Source organism: Marinobacter sp. Hex_13 (genome assembly GCF_001566815.1).
Taxonomy (GTDB): domain Bacteria; phylum Pseudomonadota; class Gammaproteobacteria; order Pseudomonadales; family Oleiphilaceae; genus Marinobacter; species Marinobacter salarius.
This window is the reverse complement of sequence record NZ_LSMM01000033.1, coordinates 38,016-54,830: the sequence shown is the minus strand read 5'-3', so window position 1 is coordinate 54,830 and position 16,815 is coordinate 38,016. Positions and strand designations below refer to the sequence as shown.

Annotated in this window: 16 protein-coding genes and 1 pseudogene; 2 read left to right on the top strand and 15 right to left on the bottom strand. The window is 57.5% G+C overall.

Annotation, left to right across the window (positions count from 1 at the left end):
- The 12 genes and pseudogenes from AXW11_RS08620 to AXW11_RS08565 all read right to left on the bottom strand — a co-directional run.
- Positions 1–479, bottom strand: a pseudogene (locus tag AXW11_RS08620) (bifunctional proline dehydrogenase/L-glutamate gamma-semialdehyde dehydrogenase); the annotation flags it as partial.
- A gap of 199 nt (positions 480–678) precedes the next feature.
- Positions 679–1,458 (bottom strand): AraC family transcriptional regulator, encoded by a 780-nt coding sequence (locus tag AXW11_RS08615; RefSeq protein WP_041333774.1) that lies wholly within the window; start codon positions 1,456–1,458, stop codon positions 679–681.
- 67 nt (positions 1,459–1,525) lie between these two features.
- Positions 1,526–2,158: a dTMP kinase gene (gene tmk, locus AXW11_RS08610; protein WP_091644344.1), complete on the bottom strand. Its 633-nt coding sequence runs from the start codon at positions 2,156–2,158 to the stop codon at positions 1,526–1,528.
- Positions 2,155–3,222 carry an endolytic transglycosylase MltG gene (mltG, locus tag AXW11_RS08605; protein ID WP_091644341.1) on the bottom strand — a complete coding sequence of 356 codons (1,068 nt, stop codon included), beginning with the start codon at positions 3,220–3,222 and terminating at the stop codon, positions 2,155–2,157. The genes tmk and mltG overlap by 4 nt, the downstream gene beginning before the upstream one ends.
- Before the next feature lie 4 nt (positions 3,223–3,226).
- Positions 3,227–4,045, bottom strand: coding sequence for an aminotransferase class IV (locus tag AXW11_RS08600; RefSeq protein WP_091644340.1), 819 nt, complete (start codon positions 4,043–4,045; stop codon positions 3,227–3,229).
- 7 nt (positions 4,046–4,052) lie between these two features.
- Complete coding sequence (gene fabF, locus AXW11_RS08595; RefSeq protein WP_091644337.1) at positions 4,053–5,300, bottom strand: beta-ketoacyl-ACP synthase II; 1,248 nt, start codon at positions 5,298–5,300, stop codon at positions 4,053–4,055.
- A gap of 115 nt (positions 5,301–5,415) precedes the next feature.
- The gene (acpP, locus tag AXW11_RS08590; RefSeq protein ID WP_007154069.1) at positions 5,416–5,649 is read right to left on the bottom strand and encodes an acyl carrier protein; all 234 of its coding nucleotides are present in this window, start codon (positions 5,647–5,649) and stop codon (positions 5,416–5,418) included.
- 133 nt (positions 5,650–5,782) lie between these two features.
- Complete coding sequence (gene fabG, locus AXW11_RS08585; RefSeq protein ID WP_041333768.1) at positions 5,783–6,526, bottom strand: 3-oxoacyl-ACP reductase FabG; 744 nt, start codon at positions 6,524–6,526, stop codon at positions 5,783–5,785.
- Positions 6,527–6,542: 16 nt separating this feature from the next.
- Positions 6,543–7,478 (bottom strand): ACP S-malonyltransferase, encoded by a 936-nt coding sequence (gene fabD / locus AXW11_RS08580; RefSeq protein ID WP_091644335.1) that lies wholly within the window; start codon positions 7,476–7,478, stop codon positions 6,543–6,545.
- A gap of 129 nt (positions 7,479–7,607) precedes the next feature.
- Positions 7,608–8,609, bottom strand: a complete 1,002-nt coding sequence (plsX, locus tag AXW11_RS08575; RefSeq protein ID WP_258955231.1) for a phosphate acyltransferase PlsX — start codon at positions 8,607–8,609, stop codon at positions 7,608–7,610.
- A 44-nt stretch (positions 8,610–8,653) separates the two neighbouring features.
- The gene (gene rpmF / locus AXW11_RS08570; protein ID WP_041333767.1) at positions 8,654–8,833 is read right to left on the bottom strand and encodes a 50S ribosomal protein L32; all 180 of its coding nucleotides are present in this window, start codon (positions 8,831–8,833) and stop codon (positions 8,654–8,656) included.
- A gap of 71 nt (positions 8,834–8,904) precedes the next feature.
- Positions 8,905–9,459 carry a YceD family protein gene (locus tag AXW11_RS08565; RefSeq protein WP_041333766.1) on the bottom strand — a complete coding sequence of 185 codons (555 nt, stop codon included), beginning with the start codon at positions 9,457–9,459 and terminating at the stop codon, positions 8,905–8,907.
- 151 nt (positions 9,460–9,610) lie between these two features.
- Between AXW11_RS08565 and AXW11_RS08560 the strand changes: the two genes are divergently transcribed.
- Positions 9,611–10,246, top strand: coding sequence for a Maf family protein (locus tag AXW11_RS08560; protein WP_041333764.1), 636 nt, complete (start codon positions 9,611–9,613; stop codon positions 10,244–10,246).
- Here AXW11_RS08560 and AXW11_RS08555 read toward each other — a convergent pair.
- From AXW11_RS08555 to rluC, 3 genes are read right to left on the bottom strand one after another with little or no spacing between them, the layout of a single operon-like run.
- Positions 10,213–11,262 carry a S49 family peptidase gene (locus tag AXW11_RS08555; protein WP_041333760.1) on the bottom strand — a complete coding sequence of 350 codons (1,050 nt, stop codon included), beginning with the start codon at positions 11,260–11,262 and terminating at the stop codon, positions 10,213–10,215. The genes AXW11_RS08560 and AXW11_RS08555 overlap by 34 nt on opposite strands.
- Before the next feature lie 25 nt (positions 11,263–11,287).
- Positions 11,288–11,935: an HAD family hydrolase gene (locus AXW11_RS08550; protein WP_041336591.1), complete on the bottom strand. Its 648-nt coding sequence runs from the start codon at positions 11,933–11,935 to the stop codon at positions 11,288–11,290.
- Between the two features lie 50 nt (positions 11,936–11,985).
- A complete protein-coding gene (rluC, locus tag AXW11_RS08545) occupies positions 11,986–13,035 on the bottom strand; it encodes a 23S rRNA pseudouridine(955/2504/2580) synthase RluC (RefSeq protein ID WP_228301430.1) in 1,050 nt (349 codons plus the stop codon).
- Positions 13,036–13,631: 596 nt separating this feature from the next.
- Here rluC and rne point away from each other — a divergent pair.
- Positions 13,632–16,814 (top strand): ribonuclease E, encoded by a 3,183-nt coding sequence (gene rne, locus AXW11_RS08540; RefSeq protein ID WP_091644332.1) that lies wholly within the window; start codon positions 13,632–13,634, stop codon positions 16,812–16,814.
- The last annotated feature ends 1 nt before the right edge of the window (position 16,815 follow it).

Sequence of the window (16,815 nt, the reverse complement as noted above, 5' to 3'; positions counted from 1 at the left end):
CAGATACTGGACGGGGAACCATCCAGCCGTTTATCCATTTTGACCACACGGCCGGTCAGCAGCAGTCCCCAGGTGGAGGCGTTAACCAGGGTCGACTCACTGCGGCCCACGTGCTTCTTCCAGTCGGCGTCCGACAGCTTGTCCTGAATCAACGCATCGGCGGTGTATTTGTCGGGGATACGCATCAACGCCTCGGCCAGACACATCAGCAGGATGCCTTCTTCGGTATCAAGGCTGTATTCCTGCAGCAATGCGTCAACCATATGGACCGAGTCATCCTGCTCGCGGACCTTTCTGATCAGGCTCGTTGCCGTTTCAGCGACGTCTCGATGCTCAGAAGCATTGCTTTGGGCAAGGGGAATCAGTTCTTTGAGGTAACGTGTTTCGTCGACGGCGTAGTTGGCAGTAATCGATTGCCAGAAGAACGACTTTGGCTGTTCCTGAAATGCAGGCTCGAGCACCTTGCTTGCATTGAACATCTGAGCGCCTCGCCGACGGTTCCCGTCAATGGCCGGGCCCCTCGAACTTTTTATGGTTGGGTCAAACAACGCGCACATACCGAACTGCGCTGTGACGTGATCAGCTACCCTGTTAAGTTAGTATTACTACGGACTGCAAGCTTACAAAATCCTACGATTCTTTTGTAAATTCGTCCGAAAATGAGGCTTTTTTAACAAATCAGGCGACTTTGTCACCAAAACGCAACCTGGAGGGTGTCGTACCCTTGTGTTTTCTGAGGGCGTTGGTGAGGGCACTTTGGGAGGAAAATCCAGTTCGATAACTGACTTCGGAGACCGAAAGGGATGTCATGGTCAGGAATTGCACGGCCTGGTCAAGTCGGGTCTGGAGCAGAAACTGGTGGGGGGTAATACCCGTCACGTCACGGAACATCTCGTGGAAGCGGCTGACACTCAGGCAGGCCACACCGGCAAGGTCGCTTACCGATATCTTGCGCTGAATATTCTCCATGATGTAACGGCGGATCGTGTCGGGGCTGATGGCATGGCGGTTCTGGCGAACCTCCCTGCCTTCGTTCAGGCGTTCGGCCATGCAGTGCAGGATGCTTGCCCCCATGTGCCGCAGCATATCCTGATTATCCGGCGAGCGATCGAACTCTCCCGCCACGAACTGAACCAGCCCTTGCAGCTTATTGTCCAGAACCAGTGTCCGCGGCCGCTCAAACAGGGGCGCGAGCGTTTCATACTCACTGTGGCCCGGACTATTGATGGCTGGCATGTAGGGATCGAGATTGATAACCAGAACGTGGTTCTGCAGGTCACCACAGTAATCATGGCGCGCTTCAGTGGGGACCAGGCAGGCTCGCCAGGTGTCCAGGTGCGAACCTGTTCCGTCCACACTCAGGTCGGCCTCTCCACGAACACCGACAACAATCTGGTGATGCTCGTGACGATGGTGGTGTGAAGCGGTGGGAAGCTTGAGCAAACGTGCGTCCAACATGCCCGCGATCCGGAAATTTCCTGAGAATGTAGCTCAATTAAAGCAGATCATCGGCAAACTTGCACGACTACGCCCGATTCACCAGATTCCGAAGCAAGCCCGCGACCTCGTCGCTGACCGTCTCAATCGGCTGAGAGGCGTCCACAATGTGATAACGGCCCGGCGCGTTGGCGGCGCGAGCGAGATAGGTTTCGCGTATTCGCTCAAAAAATGCTACCGCTTCCTGTTCGAACCGGTCCAGGTCGCCCCTGTGGCGGGCACGGGTCATACCGGTTTCCACCGGTGCGTCCAGCAGGATAACGTGATCCGGGCGCACCGTACCCTGCACCAGGCTTTCCAGTAGCGCTATGCGATCGGCGGGCACACCACGCCCTCCCCCCTGATAGGCAAAGGTGGCGTCGGTGAACCGATCACACAGCACCCAGCGACCAGCCTCCAATTCAGGAAGAATACGCGTATGGAGGTGTTGTGCCCTGGCGGCGAACATCAGGAGCAGCTCGGTGGTTTCGTTCACGGGCTCATCACGCGGCGCCAGCAACAGCTCGCGAATGGACTCCGCCATCGGGGTGCCGCCGGGCTCTCGGGTCACAACGCATTCAACACCAAGCGCGTCCAGCGTACTTGCGGCGTTCGCCAGTTGAGTGGACTTCCCAACCCCTTCCGTACCTTCAAAGGTAATAAACTGCCCCCGTCGGGTCATTGGTCACCCTCTTCCGCTGCTGTATCTGGAGACGGAGTTGGAGAGGAACGGTAGTCTGAACGGCGGTTGAGCTGAAACGCCCTCACGGCCTTCTGGTGTTCCGCCAGGGTTTTCGAGAACTTGTGGGTGCCATCGCCGCGCGCCACAAAGTAGAGCGTGTCGCCTTCAGCCGGATTCAGGGCCGCATGAATCGCTTCCCTGCCTGGCAACGCGATGGGCGTGGGCGGCAGCCCGTCGATCCGATAGGTATTGTAGTCGGTGTGGGTTCGCAGATCCTTACGGGTGATTCGCCCCTGGTACTTCTCCCCCATCCCATAGATTACGGTAGGATCGGTCTGCAACCTCATACCTTTCTCCAGGCGCCGGACAAAGACACCGGCGACTTCTTCTCGCTCATGGACCGCACCGGTTTCGCGCTCAACAATCGACGCCATAATCAGAGCTTCATAGGGAGAATCGTAAGGCAGGTTTTCAGCCTTAGCCTGCCATTCCGTCGCAAGCACCTCTTCCATTCGCTCAAAGGCCCTGCGTAGCAGGTCAAGGTCGGTTTCACTGCTGGTAAACAGATAGGTATCCGGGAAAAAGCGGCCTTCAGGATGCGACCCGTTGGCACCCATCTCTTCCATGATCCGCTCGTCGGTCCAGTCGGCGGTCACCTGCCCAAGACGCTCACTGCTGGCGAGCGCGGCGCGCATGTCACGGAAGGTCCAGCCTTCAATAAACTGAATCTGCCAGTGTTTGGTGTCACCGGCGACCATCGCATTGATCATGTCGAGACTGGTCATGCCATCGGTGAATTCATATTCGCCAGCCTTTAATAGCGCCTGCTCCGGGTAAAGACGACCATGAATCTTCAGCCACAGACTGTCGCCCACAAGGCCTTCCGCTTCGAGTTTACGCGCAACCTGACCGTAACCGCTCCCGGAGGGCACGCTGAACAGAACCGGCTCATCCAACGCTACAGGTTGCTCAAGGGTCTGAAGCCCCTGCCATAACCAGAGACCACCCCCGGCAAGCGCCAGGACGGAGAGACAGAACACACAGATGAGTAACTTCTTGAACAAGCTTTTATTCCAAAGTTTTCAGAGGGTCGCAGATTGTCTCAAGCCCATCATCAACTGGCAAATCAACGCTGCCCAATCTGCGAACCGCGACAATGCCGACAACGCTGTTAACGAGATACAGTCCACGCAGCCCGGGTGACGACAGTAACGCAGGCTGGATGATCTGCTCCCGGATGGTATGGCCGGATGCGCGCAGACACTCAAGGGCGTACTGCCGCATGACACCTGCCACCGCAAGGCTCTCAACCGGCGGAGTTACCCACTCGCTCTCCATCCTGACAATAAGGTTGGTTCGCGTCCCCTCAAGCAACTGCCCGTCGGCATTCGCCATGATCAGTTCGAATTCCTCGCCACTGAACTCACGGCTTGCCATCACCTGCTCCAGCCGGTTCAGGGTCTTGATACCCGCCAGCCTCGGATTCACGGTGAGTGGAAACTGCGACAGCGCTGCGACCACACCCCCCGGTGCGGGGAGCGTGGGCATCGGTGAGGAGGTAACAATCAGGTTTGGCACACATTCGACAGGCAACCGGTATCCTCGCCCACCACTCCCCCGAGTGAGGACCAACTTCAGCACCCAGCCGTCATTGCCGTATCGGGAGGCCAAATCGCAACCCGAGCGGGTAATTTCAGCATCCAGGTCACTACGCTCGACCGGAATGCCCAAGCGGCCGGCATCGGCCACCATACGATCCAGATGGTGTGATCGCAGCAGGGCTTGCCGGCCACGCATGCGGATAGTTTCAAACAACCCGTCGCCGTAGGCCAACCCACGATCTGTCGCGGAAATACCGTTGCCGTCGGGACGAATAACGTTCAACACAACCCGATCAGCCCTCGTAACGACGGAAAATCAGGGTGCCGTTTGTACCGCCAAAACCAAAAGAGTTGGACAACGCAACCCGGACATCTGCCTTGCGGCTCTTGCCGGCTACAAAATCCAGGTCACAACCATCATCGGGATCGTCAAGGTTGATGGTCGGCGGCAGCACACCCTCCCGGATCGCCAATACTGAAAAAATCGCCTCAATGGCCCCTGCAGCGCCAAGCAAGTGCCCGGTCATGGACTTGGTACTGCTGACTGCCAGCGTGTAAGCGTGGTCGGCAAATACCGATTTCACTGCAGACACCTCTGCCAGATCCCCTACGAGCGTGGAAGTGCCATGGGCATTGATGTAGTCGATGTCGTTGGCGCCGAGCCCGGCGTCGCGAATCGCATTCTTCATGGAGCGCGCGGCACCCTCACCGTTTTCAGGGGGAGCGGTTATATGGAACGCATCGTCGCTCATACCGAAACCGATTACTTCGCCATGAATGGTGGCTCCACGGCGTTTAGCATGCTCGAGATCCTCCAGCACCAGCACGCCAGCGCCGTCGCTGAGCACAAAGCCATCCCGGCCTCGATCCCACGGCCGGCTGGCCTTTTCCGGTTCGTCATTGCGGGTGGACAACGCACGCGCTGCCGAAAACGCGGCAATTGAGCTTCGGGTGGTGGCCATTTCCGAACCGCCAGCCAACATCACATCGGCATCACCGTAAGCAATGGTGCGCGCCGCATAGCCAATGTTATGGGTGCCGGTCGTGCAGGCTGTCACGATCGCGATGTTTGGGCCCTTGTAGCCAAAGCGGATAGCCACGTTTCCTGAAATCATGTTGATTACGGAGGCTGGCACGAAGAACGGAGACACCTTTCGCGGCCCGGACTTCTCCATGGTGATCACGTTCTTCTCGATGTATTCAAGGCCACCGATGCCTGAGCCGATGGCAACCCCAACCCTTTCACGATCAAGATCGGTGTATTCATCAAGGCCACTGGCGTCCACGGCCTGCTGGGCCGCAATCAGGCCGTAATGAATGAAGGCATCCAATTTTCTGGCGTCCTTCGTGGACAGGTAAGGTTCCATATCCAGATTCTTGATGCCACCGCCGATCCGTGTGTTGTATCCGGTGGTATCAAAGCGGTCGATCCCGGCAATGCCGCTGCGACCGGAACGAATACCGTCCCAGGACGAATCCACATCGTTACCCAGTGGCGAGAGCATTCCCATGCCTGTGATTACAACACGTCGTTTAGCCATACCCCTTCACCTGAGTTTCTTGCTGATCATGAACTGTCATTCCTGCCAATAAAAAAGCCGTCCGATGTCTAATCACATGGACGGCTTTTGCCTGGCGTATAAAGCGTGCGGAGTATCAGGTGTGCGCGACGATGTAGTCGATCGCGTCCTGGACACTCGCCAGCTTTTCCGCTTCCTCGTCGGGAATCTCGGTCTCGAACTCTTCTTCGAGTGCCATGACCAGCTCAACGGTGTCCAGTGAGTCAGCGCCAAGGTCCTCTACAAAAGAAGATGTGTTCTGAACTTCGGACTCTTTAACGCCCAACTGCTCACAAACGATCTTCTTCACGCGCTCTTCAACTGTACTCATAATGTCCTCACTTTTGTGTCAACCAAGCAACTTAAGTGCTGCCAGTTTAGTTTAAACCATACCTGCAAACAAGCAGGGGTTCCATTCAAACATGTTGTGCGACAAGGGTTTGCGCACACGCCCCCCTCAGGGACTATCCCATGTACATACCACCGTTAACGTGGATCGTTTCACCCGTCACGTAACCAGCGGCCTCCGACGCCAGGAAGGCAACCACCGCAGCCACTTCTTCCGGCTCACCCAGACGACCGGCAGGTATGACTTCCATCATAGCCTCACGTTGCTTGTCGTCCAGTTTTCGGGTCATATCCGTATCGATAAATCCGGGCGCTACACAATTGGCGGTAATGCCCCGGTTCGACATTTCTTTCGCCAGGCTGCGGGTAAAACCCTCAACTCCGGCCTTGGCAGCGCAATAGTTGGCCTGTCCTGGGTTACCCATACCAGCCACAACCGAGCTGATATTGATCACCCGACCCCATCGCGCCTTGGCCATTCCCCGCAATACGGCCTTGCTGGTTCGGTAGACGCTGGACAAGTTGGTTTCCACCACGGCCGCCCAGTCATCGTCCTTCAGCCGCATCAGCAGATTATCACGAGTGATCCCTGCGTTGTTGACCAGGATCGCCGGCGCACCAGCTTTCTCGTTGATTTCCTTCAGGCCAGCCTCGATGCTGTCCGGGTCGGCGACGTTCATTACGATACCGAAACCCTTCGCGCCTGCTGCTTTCAGGTCAGCGGAAATCGACTCGGCGCCATTCTCACTGGTTGCCGTACCGACCACCATGGCGCCCTGATCTGCCAGCGCCTTTGCAATGGCCTTTCCGATCCCGCGAGTTGCACCCGTTACCAGCGCTGTTTTGCCTTCAAGAGACATGTGTTGCTCCTATTTATTACTGTCCAAATGCCTCTGACGCCTTTGCCAGCGCATCCGGCTCGTCAATGCCGTAAACCGACAATTCACGGTCAATGCGCTTCGCCAGCCCTGCAAGGACCTTACCGGCGCCGCACTCTACAGCGATCCGCACATCATTTGCCACCAGTTTACGAACTGTATCGGTCCACAACACCGGAGAGTATAGCTGCTTGACCAGATTAGCCTTGAGGGATTCACTGTCCTGAGCGACAGAAGCGGTAACATTCTGTATTACCGGGATGACAGCATCGTTAAACGTTACTTCGTCCAACGCGGTTGCCAGTTCCTCCGCGGCTCCCTTCATCAGGGCACAGTGGGAAGGTACACTCACCGGCAATGGCATGGCCTTGCGGGCGCCTCGGGCCTTGCAGGCTTCGATGGCGCGTTCAACCGCCCCAGCAGCACCTGCAATCACGACCTGCCCAGGGGCATTGAAATTGACGGCGGCCACCACATCGCCATTTGCCGCCTCGGCACAGGCGGCGGTTACGTCGTCGTCCTCGAGACCAATAATGGCTGCCATCTTGCCTTCGCCGGCTGGCACAGCGGCCTGCATGAGCTCCCCACGCAGGCGCACCAGTTTAATGGCGTCAAAGAAGTTCAGGCTTTCCGCGGCGACCAGCGCGCTGTACTCACCAAGGCTGTGCCCGGCGACAAAGTCAGGCGCCTGACCTCCGGCTACAAACCACTGCCGCCAGAGCGCGACACTCGCTGCCAACAGCGCTGGCTGGGTAACCGTGGTCTGATTGAGCTCTTCCGCAGGTCCATGCTGGCACAGGTGCCAGAGATCATAGCCCAGCACATCGGAGGCTTCGGAAAACGTTTTTTCTATGATCGGCCAGTTCTCGGCAGCTGCTCCCAGCATGCCGACAGACTGCGATCCTTGTCCGGGAAAAATAAAGGCTGATTTCATAGTGGGAATCTTACCGTCAATGAGGGGTTACGGGAGATTAGCCAATAGTACAACCTGGGGGCCGATCCGGCCAATCTAGCAAAAATGGGGAGAGACTTTAGTCTCAGGGAGAGGCCAAGGCTTGAGCGCTTAGATCATCAGGTCGTCAAGACGTTCGTTGATACGGCTGGGCACTTCCAATTCTACTTCACGAACCGCCTGACGTATGGCCGCCAGCATGGCGCGCTCGTTGGCATTGCCATGGCTCTTTATCACCACACCCTGAAGCCCCAGGAGACTGGCGCCATTGTGTCTTGACGGGTCCATAAGCCGAAGCAGCCGTCCGATGATCGGCCGCGCCAAAACGCCGACACACTTGCCGTAAAAAGTTCGCGTGAAAGCTTGTTCAAGCAGCTCAATCAGCAGACCGGCAACGCCCTCACCCGTCTTTAGGGCAATATTCCCGACAAAACCGTCGCACACCACCACGTCCGCCACGTCACGGAACAGATCACTGCCCTCAATGTATCCGATATAGTTGATGGTATCGCACTGAGCCAGCATATGAGAGGCAAGCCGCACTTGCTCATTACCCTTGATTTCCTCTTCGCCAACGTTAAGCAGAGCGACTCGAGGTTCTGGCTGATTGCAGATCGCCGACGCCATCAGTGAGCCCATCAGTGCGTACTGATAGAGGTTTTCCGCGGTGGAATCCACGTTGGCGCCCAGATCGAGCACGTGGCAACGCCCCCGAAGCGACGGAATCAGTTTGGCGATTGCAGGGCGTTCAATGCCCGGGTACATGCGGATAACAGAACGGCCGAACGCCATGAGCGCACCGGTATTGCCAGCACTGACGCAACCTTGAGCAACACCGTCGCGGACAAGCCCCAACGCCACGGCCATCGACGAATTACGTTTGTGGCGAAGCGCATGGGAGGGCCGCTCATTCATCCGCACGACATCGGCAGCTTCGACGATACGAATCCGCGAATGCCCAGGATGCAACAAAGCCTCGAGCTCACTCCGGATTCCCACCAGAACAAGACTCAAGGCTTCGTTTTCTTTCACCGCGGCCAGTGCAGCGGAGGCCACAACGTCGGCTCCGCGATCACCACTCATGGCGTCAATTGCGATGGTGACCGGATTCACCGTTCCTCCATCTCGCACTGGCGGGTGGATTTGCTCGCGACGGCTTACTCGTCGCTAGCCTCAATTACCTGCTTGCCACGGTAAAAACCATCCGGAGACACATGGTGGCGACGATGCACTTCACCAGTTGTCGTGTCAGTGGACAGAGCTGCCGTGCTCAGAGCATCGTGTGAACGGCGCATACCGCGCTTTGAGCGGGTCTTTCGGTTTTTCTGTACAGCCATGATTATGCTCCTGACCTGATAAACGTGTGTTCGTTAAATTCGCGACGGTTTCCAGAGAAAACGACGCCTGATTAATGTTTCTTAGTCTTGAGATCCGCCAGCACGCTGAACGGGTTGTCTTCAGACTTCCTGACCGGCTCGTCCACGGATTCATCCGACTCAAAGGCTTCCAGCTCTTCTCGGGCGGGACATTCGTCACGCTCGTGGAGCGGAAACGGAGGCAGAACCAGCAGCAGCTCGTCCTCAGTCAAGGACCACAAATCCGCGCTGAAATCGTCCGTCAGAAACGGTTCAAGTTCTTTTGGCAACTGTTGGGCCTGCTCGTCGCTGGTCACCAACCCCAACGTAAAGCGGGAGACCAGTGTCTTTTGCATGGGCCCCATGCAGCGCTGACACTCCAGGGTAACCGGTGCTTCCAGTTCACCTGTCACCATGCGCCGGCGCTCGCCGTCCATGGAGAATGACAGGCTTACCCGGCACACAGCGCCATCCTCAAATCCAAATACAGAATCACCAAAACGAGACAATGCCTGCAGAGGAATTTCTCCCTCCAACACTATTTCTTGCTCTGCCAACCGGTAAGGATCGACAGTTTTGGGCAGTTCGGTGCTTGAGGCTTTTGACATAGGCGCGCAATTTTAGGGACCTGGCCGCCCGCTGTCAAAGACTTCATGCGCTTTTGGGCAAGGGTTACACTGCTGATAGGTGTATTCTACGATATTAACAGTGCAACCGGGACCACTCGGACAACTCCAAGCGCTGATAAAAGGAACCCCAATGAAACAACACCCGCTTCTGCTTGCTTCATCCTCACCTTATCGGCGACAACTGATGGAGAAGCTAAGACTGCCATTCCATACCGCATCGCCGAACGTGGATGAATCGCAGCGTATGGATGAGAGTGCAGAGCATCTGGTCGTGCGGCTTGCGCTTAAAAAAGCGGAAGCCCTTTGTGGTGACTACCCGGAACACTGGATCATCGGCTCGGACCAGATCGCATGCCTGGAGGATGGCACCATACTGAACAAACCAGGAACTCATGAGCGCGCAGCGCAACAACTGGAACGCAGCAGCGGTCAGCGCGTCTCATTCCTGACCGGCCTGGTGCTGGTGGACGCCAGTACTGGGCAACGACAGAGCCACTGCGAATACTTTCACGCCCACTTCCGCCAGCTCGACGCAGACGAAATCAACAACTACCTGCACACCGAGAAACCCTACGACTGTGCCGGCAGCTTTAAAATGGAAGGCCTGGGCATCGCCCTATTCAGCCGCCTCGACGGGCGCGACCCTAACAGCCTGATCGGCCTGCCATTGATCGCGCTCACCGAAATGCTTCGAAACTGGGGGCTCAACCCGCTGCATCCGCTGCCCGCCTCTCACCGAAGCTCCAACCGCGATTCAGCGAAGTAGCGGGCAATACCACTGCCCACGGAAACGCCGAACTGATCAACGATATTCTGGAGTGGCGATTCACGGCGACTATAGTCCACAAGATCCTCCTGGCCGATGACCTGCCGTGCCACATGGGAGGAGCTGCCAAGGCCATCGATCAGACCAAGCTCGAGTGCTTGCTCGCCACTCCAGACCAGTCCTGAGAACAGTTGCTCGTCATCCGCAAGCCGATCACCCCGCCCCTTACGCACACTTTCGATAAACTGGCTGTGGGTGGTTTCCAAAACGTCTTGCCAGAACTGCACCTCTTTCTCTTCCTCCGGTGAGAACGGGTCCAGAAAAGCCTTGTTCTCGCCAGCGGTATATAGACGCCTGTCGACCCCCAACTTATCCATAATCTCGGTAAAACCGAAACCGCCAGCCACCACACCAATGGAACCCACCAGGCTCGCCTTGTCGGCGTATATTTCATCAGCAGCCGCAGCAATATAGTAGGCGCCAGAGGCACCAATATCGGAAATCACCGCGTACACTTTCTTATCCGGATACTCGCTCCTCAACCGAACGATTTCGTCATAGACGTAACCAGACTGGACCGGACTGCCGCCCGGACTGTTGATCCGCAAAATCACACCCACTGAGTTTTCCGCCTCGAACGCTTCTCGCAGGGAACCCACGATGTTGTCGGCACTGGCCAGCTCATCCGCCGCAATGGTGCCCTCGATCTCCACGAGCGCCGTATGCTCTCCCTTGGCAGCGGATTCCAGCGCCCCGCCCAACGGGAACTGGATCATCAACAGTAAGGCAAAGAGATACCCGAACGTCAGCAGCTTGAAAAATATCCCCCAGCGGCGGCTTTTTCTCTGCTCTGACTGCAGCGACATCACCAGCTTTTCGATCAGTTTCCAATCACGAGCTGACTCCGGTGGCATCGCCGGTTTGCGGCGACTTCCCGCGGATTTGCTCGCCCTGCTTTCTGGGTTTTCTGGTTCGCTTCCCCAGCCGGGATGCCTGTCTGATTCCCAATCGCTCATTGCTGCTTCCTGTTGCTGTTACGGTTCAGAGGCCAAGTACGTCGCGCAGGTCTTTGACCGAATCGACGATCGCGTGTGGCGCATAGTGCCCCAGTACATCCCGTTTATGCACACCCCATTCCACACCAATAGACGGCATACCGATACGCTGAGCCATCTCCAGATCGTAACGGGTATCGCCAATCATAACCGCTTCAGCCGGCTCAATGCCGTAAAAGCGGATGATCTCTCCGAGCATCGCCGGGTCGGGCTTGGAGCGGGTTTCATCCGCGCAGCGAGTAATATCAAAATGCGACCCAAGCCCGCTGGACACCAAAGCACCTTCCAGGCCGCGGCGGCTCTTGCCGGTCGCCACCGAGCAGCCGCGCCCCGCTGTACGAAGGTCAGCCAGTACGTCCGCCATGCCCGCAAACACATTCTGGGGCGTGGTCACCTTGGAGAAAAAGTAACGGGCATAACCTTCGCGAATCGCCGTCATTTCCTCCCGCGTTATGCCGGGATACAGCTTTTCCAGAGCTTCAATCATGCCCAAACCAATGATATCGCGATAGGCTTCGCGCTCCAGTTCCGGATACCCCAATTCGGTGGCTGCCTGGTGAAGGCTGTCTGCAATATGATCAACGGAATCCACCAGCGTTCCGTCCCAGTCAAAAATCACAACCTTTACGTCCATTGATACTACCTTGGTGCGGTCATCCTGCTTGCGAGCCACAGAACAACGGATTATTCGGATGCCTTCCGGCGCGCCGCCAGCTTGGCCATGAGTTCGCTGAAAGCTTCATCATAGGGAGCCTCAAGGTGAACAGGCTCTCCCGTGGAGGGCAGCGTAAAGTCCAGGGCGCGGGCGTGGAGCATTAAACGCTGACCGCCGGCGGAGCGAAATGCCCGCAGGCTTACATCATCCATATACTTGTCATCGCCGGCAATCGGATGACCGGCCCAGGCACTGTGAACACGGATCTGATGGGTACGACCAGTTACCGGTGAGGCCTCAACCAGCGTATACCCGGAGAAGGAGTCCAATACCCGGAAACGGGTGAGAGAGTCCTTTCCTGCCTCATCCACGCGAACTCGGCGCTCACCGGAGCCAAGTTCAAACCGCAGCAGCGGCTCACTGACCTTCCTGACAGACCCAGGCCAGTCACCCGCCACCAGAGCATGATAATGCTTACGAATACGCTTGTGACGCAACTCGTCCTGCAAATAACGCAACGCAGAACGCTTCTTTGCAACCATCACCAATCCCGATGTATCCCTATCAAGCCGATGTACGAGTTCCAGAAACCGGGCCTCCGGCCTCGCCGCCCGCAAGACTTCGATCAGCCCGAAATCCAGCCCGCTACCACCGTGAACCGCTATACCGGATGGCTTATTAACTACCAGCATCTGATCATTCTCAAACACCACTGCGTCCTGCATAACTCCCTGAACCCGCGACCCCGGAACAACCTGCGCCGGCTTTTCCTTGCGGGTGACAGGTGGAATGCGCACCTCATCACCCGTGTTCAGACGGGTGTCGGGCTTAACCCTGCCCTTGTTCACGCGCACCTCACCCTTGCGGATAATGCGATAAATAATGCTGCGCGGCACGTCTCGGATCTGCGCCATCAGGTAATTGTCCACGCGCTGGCCGTGATTATCCTCATCAACAACCACCTTTTGCACACCCTGCTTGACCTCACCGCCTCTGGAGCCGGGCGCAGGGCCACTCTTGCCATCACCAACAGACCGTGGTGAGGAAGGGGAACGTTTTTGCCTGGTCGATCTGGACATGGATACCTTACCGCTGGAAACCCTGCGGGATTGAAGGAGCCGGCGAATACTGTTATATTCCGGCGTGCTCTGCCGTTTGTCTACGGCCTGGCCAGTATGCCAGAAGCCGGAGCGGCAGGAGTATACCGACACTATTTGAGAGTTTGAACGCCGGAAGCCCAATCATTACCGGGCTCGGCGATTGAAATCCTCCCGGATCCATACGGAAGGCGCTGATTACAGCGACTGCCCGAAAGCCGGGGGAACAAGAAACCGTACGGAAAACCGTCGGGCGACATCGCGAAGAATCATTACCAGCACGCAGGGCCGGGCCGTCCAGCATACGAATACGACGTGAGACCCAGGCACCCGCGTGAACCTGAAAACGGATAACATGCGCCAACAGACTCTGACCCAAAGCGACTCTTTCCTGCCTACAAGCAGGCGAACCGTCGGCGGTGGCCTCGGAACTCCGGGAAAATTCCCCGCAGGGATCTGATTCGTCTGGCCGTCGGGTTGCCCCTGTTACAAGGGGCCCGCGGCACGCAAGTTCTGCTTCGCTGATGCTATTCCCCAGGTTTTCTGTCCAAACCAAACGACAGGAACCATTTCTTTCCATGAAAAGAATGCTAATCAATGCGACTCATCCCGAAGAGTTGCGCGTAGCCCTGGTTGACGGCCAGCGTCTGTTTGACCTCGACATCGAGTCCAGCTCCCGCGAGCAGAAAAAAGCCAATATCTACAAGGGTCGCATAACCCGTGTAGAGCCCAGCCTGGAAGCCGCTTTTGTGGACTTCGGCGCGGAACGCCACGGATTCCTTCCTCTCAAAGAAATCTCCAAGGAGTATTTCAAGAAATCACCCGGCCAGATTGAAGGCAAGATCAACATCAAGGATGTGGTTGCCGAAGGTCAGGAAGTCATTATCCAGGTGGACAAGGAAGAGCGTGGTAACAAGGGTGCCGCCCTCACCACCTTCATCTCCCTTGCGGGCCGATACCTCGTGCTCATGCCCAACAATCCTCGCGCCGGCGGCATTTCCCGTCGTATCGAAGGTGAAGAGCGGGCGCAGCTGAAAGAGGCCATGAACGATGTACAGGTGCCCAAATCCATGGGCATCATTGTTCGCACTGCCGGCATTGGCCGCACCACCGAAGAGTTGCAATGGGATCTGGACTACCTCGTCCAGTTCTGGGAAGCCATTTCCCAGGCCGCCGGCGAGCGCAAAGCGCCGTTCCTGATTCACCAGGAAAGCAACGTCATTATCCGCGCTGTACGCGACTATCTTCGTCAGGACATTGGCGAGGTGCTGATTGACTCCGGAACGGTTTACGAGGACGTATTGAACTTCGTTCGTGCGGTTATGCCCTCGTTCGAAAACAAGATCAAGCTGTACAAGGACGAAATCCCCCTGTTCAGCCGCTACCAGATTGAAGGCCAGATCGAGACCGCCTTCCAGCGTGAAGTGAAGCTGCCCTCCGGTGGCTCCATCGTGATCGATCCCACCGAAGCACTGGTATCTATCGACATCAACTCCTCCCGTGCCACCAAAGGCCACGACATTGAGGAAACCGCGCTTCAGACCAACCTGGAAGCGGCAGAAGAGATTGCTCGCCAACTGCGCCTCCGGGACATGGGCGGATTGATCGTGATCGACTTCATCGACATGACCCCGGCCAAGCACCAGCGCGAAGTCGAGCAGAAGATGCGCGAGGCACTCGAAATCGACCGCGCCCGGGTCCAGGTGGGCAAGATTTCCCGCTTTGGTCTGCTCGAAATGTCGCGCCAACGTTTGCGCCCATCCCTGGGCGAGACCCGCAGCGAAGTCTGCCCTCGCTGTGAAGGCCAGGGCACCATCCGGGGCATCGAGTCTCTTGCCCTGAGCATCATGCGTCTGATCTACGAGGAATCATCCAAGGAAAAGACCGGTCAGGTTCGCGCCGTGGTGCCTGTCGCCGTCGCCACTTTCCTGCTGAACGAGAAGCGCAAACAGTTGGCCGATATCGAGGCTCGGCAGGAAGTCGAAGTAGTGGTCGTACCCGCTCCTCACATGGAAACACCGCACTTCGAAATCCTGCGCATGCGTGACGATGAGAGTGGCGTGGAGCATGTATCGAGCTACCAGGTGGCTCAGGAGTACAGTGAAAGGGAAGAGGAAATCTTCGAGGCCCCTGCTGCCCAACCACCGGTTCGCGAACAGGCTGCGGTGAAAGCCATTCGACCGGTTGCGCCCGCTCCGGCTCCGGAAAAGGCAGCACAAGAGACACCGGCCGAACAGAGTGATGGCCTGTTCAGCAAACTTGGCCGCAAGATAGCGGATTTCTTCAGCGGTGAGGAAGTCATCGGTGAACCACCAGTGAAACGGGAACAGCCCGCCGGCTCCAACCGTGACGACCGTCGCACCCAGGACCGCCAGGACCGTCGCAAATCCAGGGTAGCCCGCGACGACAACCGTTCCGGCAATCGTAGCGGTGCTGATCGCCGTCAGGCCGGCGCTAATCGCGGCGACAGCAGCCGCAGCGATGACAACCGGGGACGTAACCGAGGTGCAAACCGCAATCGCGGAGACGACCAGGGCCGCAGTGGTCAGGGCCAGCAAGGAAGTGCTGACAAGAGCGCCGACAAGACAGCCGATAACCGCAGGGATGGCAACCGCAAAGACGGCCAACCCCAGGGCCAGGGACGCGGACAGGGGCGCAACAAGTCTCAGGCCAAGGACCCGAAGGACCGTCAGGAACAACAGGACTCCGGCACCCAGAAAAGTGCTGCCGCCGAAAAGTCCGGCTCCGACGAAAAACGCCGTAAACCAAGACGCAATCGTAGTCGCGACGGCTCCCCCACTGATAACCCGGCGTCCACACCGGCAGACCGGAAGTCCGCCCGCAGCGAAAAGCATCAGAAGGATACTCAGCCAGAAGAGCAGACCGATAAGCAATCTGCCACTCAACCAGCAGGAAAACCGGACGTAGCGGCGGCCAATACGGCAGAGCCGAAGCCGGCGAAAAACGTGGCTGAAAAACCTGTCGAAGCGACGTCCGCGGAAAGCGCGACGGAAACACCGATGGAAAAATCGGCGGAGAAACCCGCTGAACCAGCGGCCGATAGCGCAGAACCCGGTGAAACGCCTGAAAAGCAGCCGCAGCCGGCAACTTCTGGCACCGCGAAGACCGATCAGGCAGACACCTCTGGCAATGAGACGGCGAAATCTGAAGCCGACACCAGTGTTGAGGAGAAGCCGAAACGCCCTGCCCGACCACGCCGGTCGCCCAGGAAACCAGCTGAAAAGAAGGTCGAAACCGCCCAAGCAGATGCGACGGTCGACAATGTTGAAAAGGCGGCTCCGGAAAGAGAAGCCCCGAAGCCCGTGGCTGAAGCCGAGGTTGAGGCACCCGAGCAGAAAGCGGAAGCCAAGCCACAACCAACAGAAGCCGACACCAAACCCAAGGCGAAACCCAAAGCCGACAGTACTGCTGATGCCGAGCCGTCTACGCCCCAAGCCGAGAAAGCGGAACAACCCGAAACCCCTCCGCCGGCTAGCGAGCCGGTAGCAGCAGGTAAGGCTGAAGAATCGCAGGAAGCCACCAGCAAGCCACCTGCGGAGCCGAAGGCTGAGACGTCCCAAGCAGAGGGCAAGCAAAAGCCCAACGAGAAGGCAATTGAGCCCGCGCCCGCTGCCGAGCAAGAAACGCCGAGTGGACAGGTGGATGTACCGGTCACACCGGGCCGCGCCTACAATGATCCGAGGGAAGTCCGTAAGCGTCAGCGGGCTGCCGAAGAGGCCAAAAAGGCCGGGAGTAACTGAC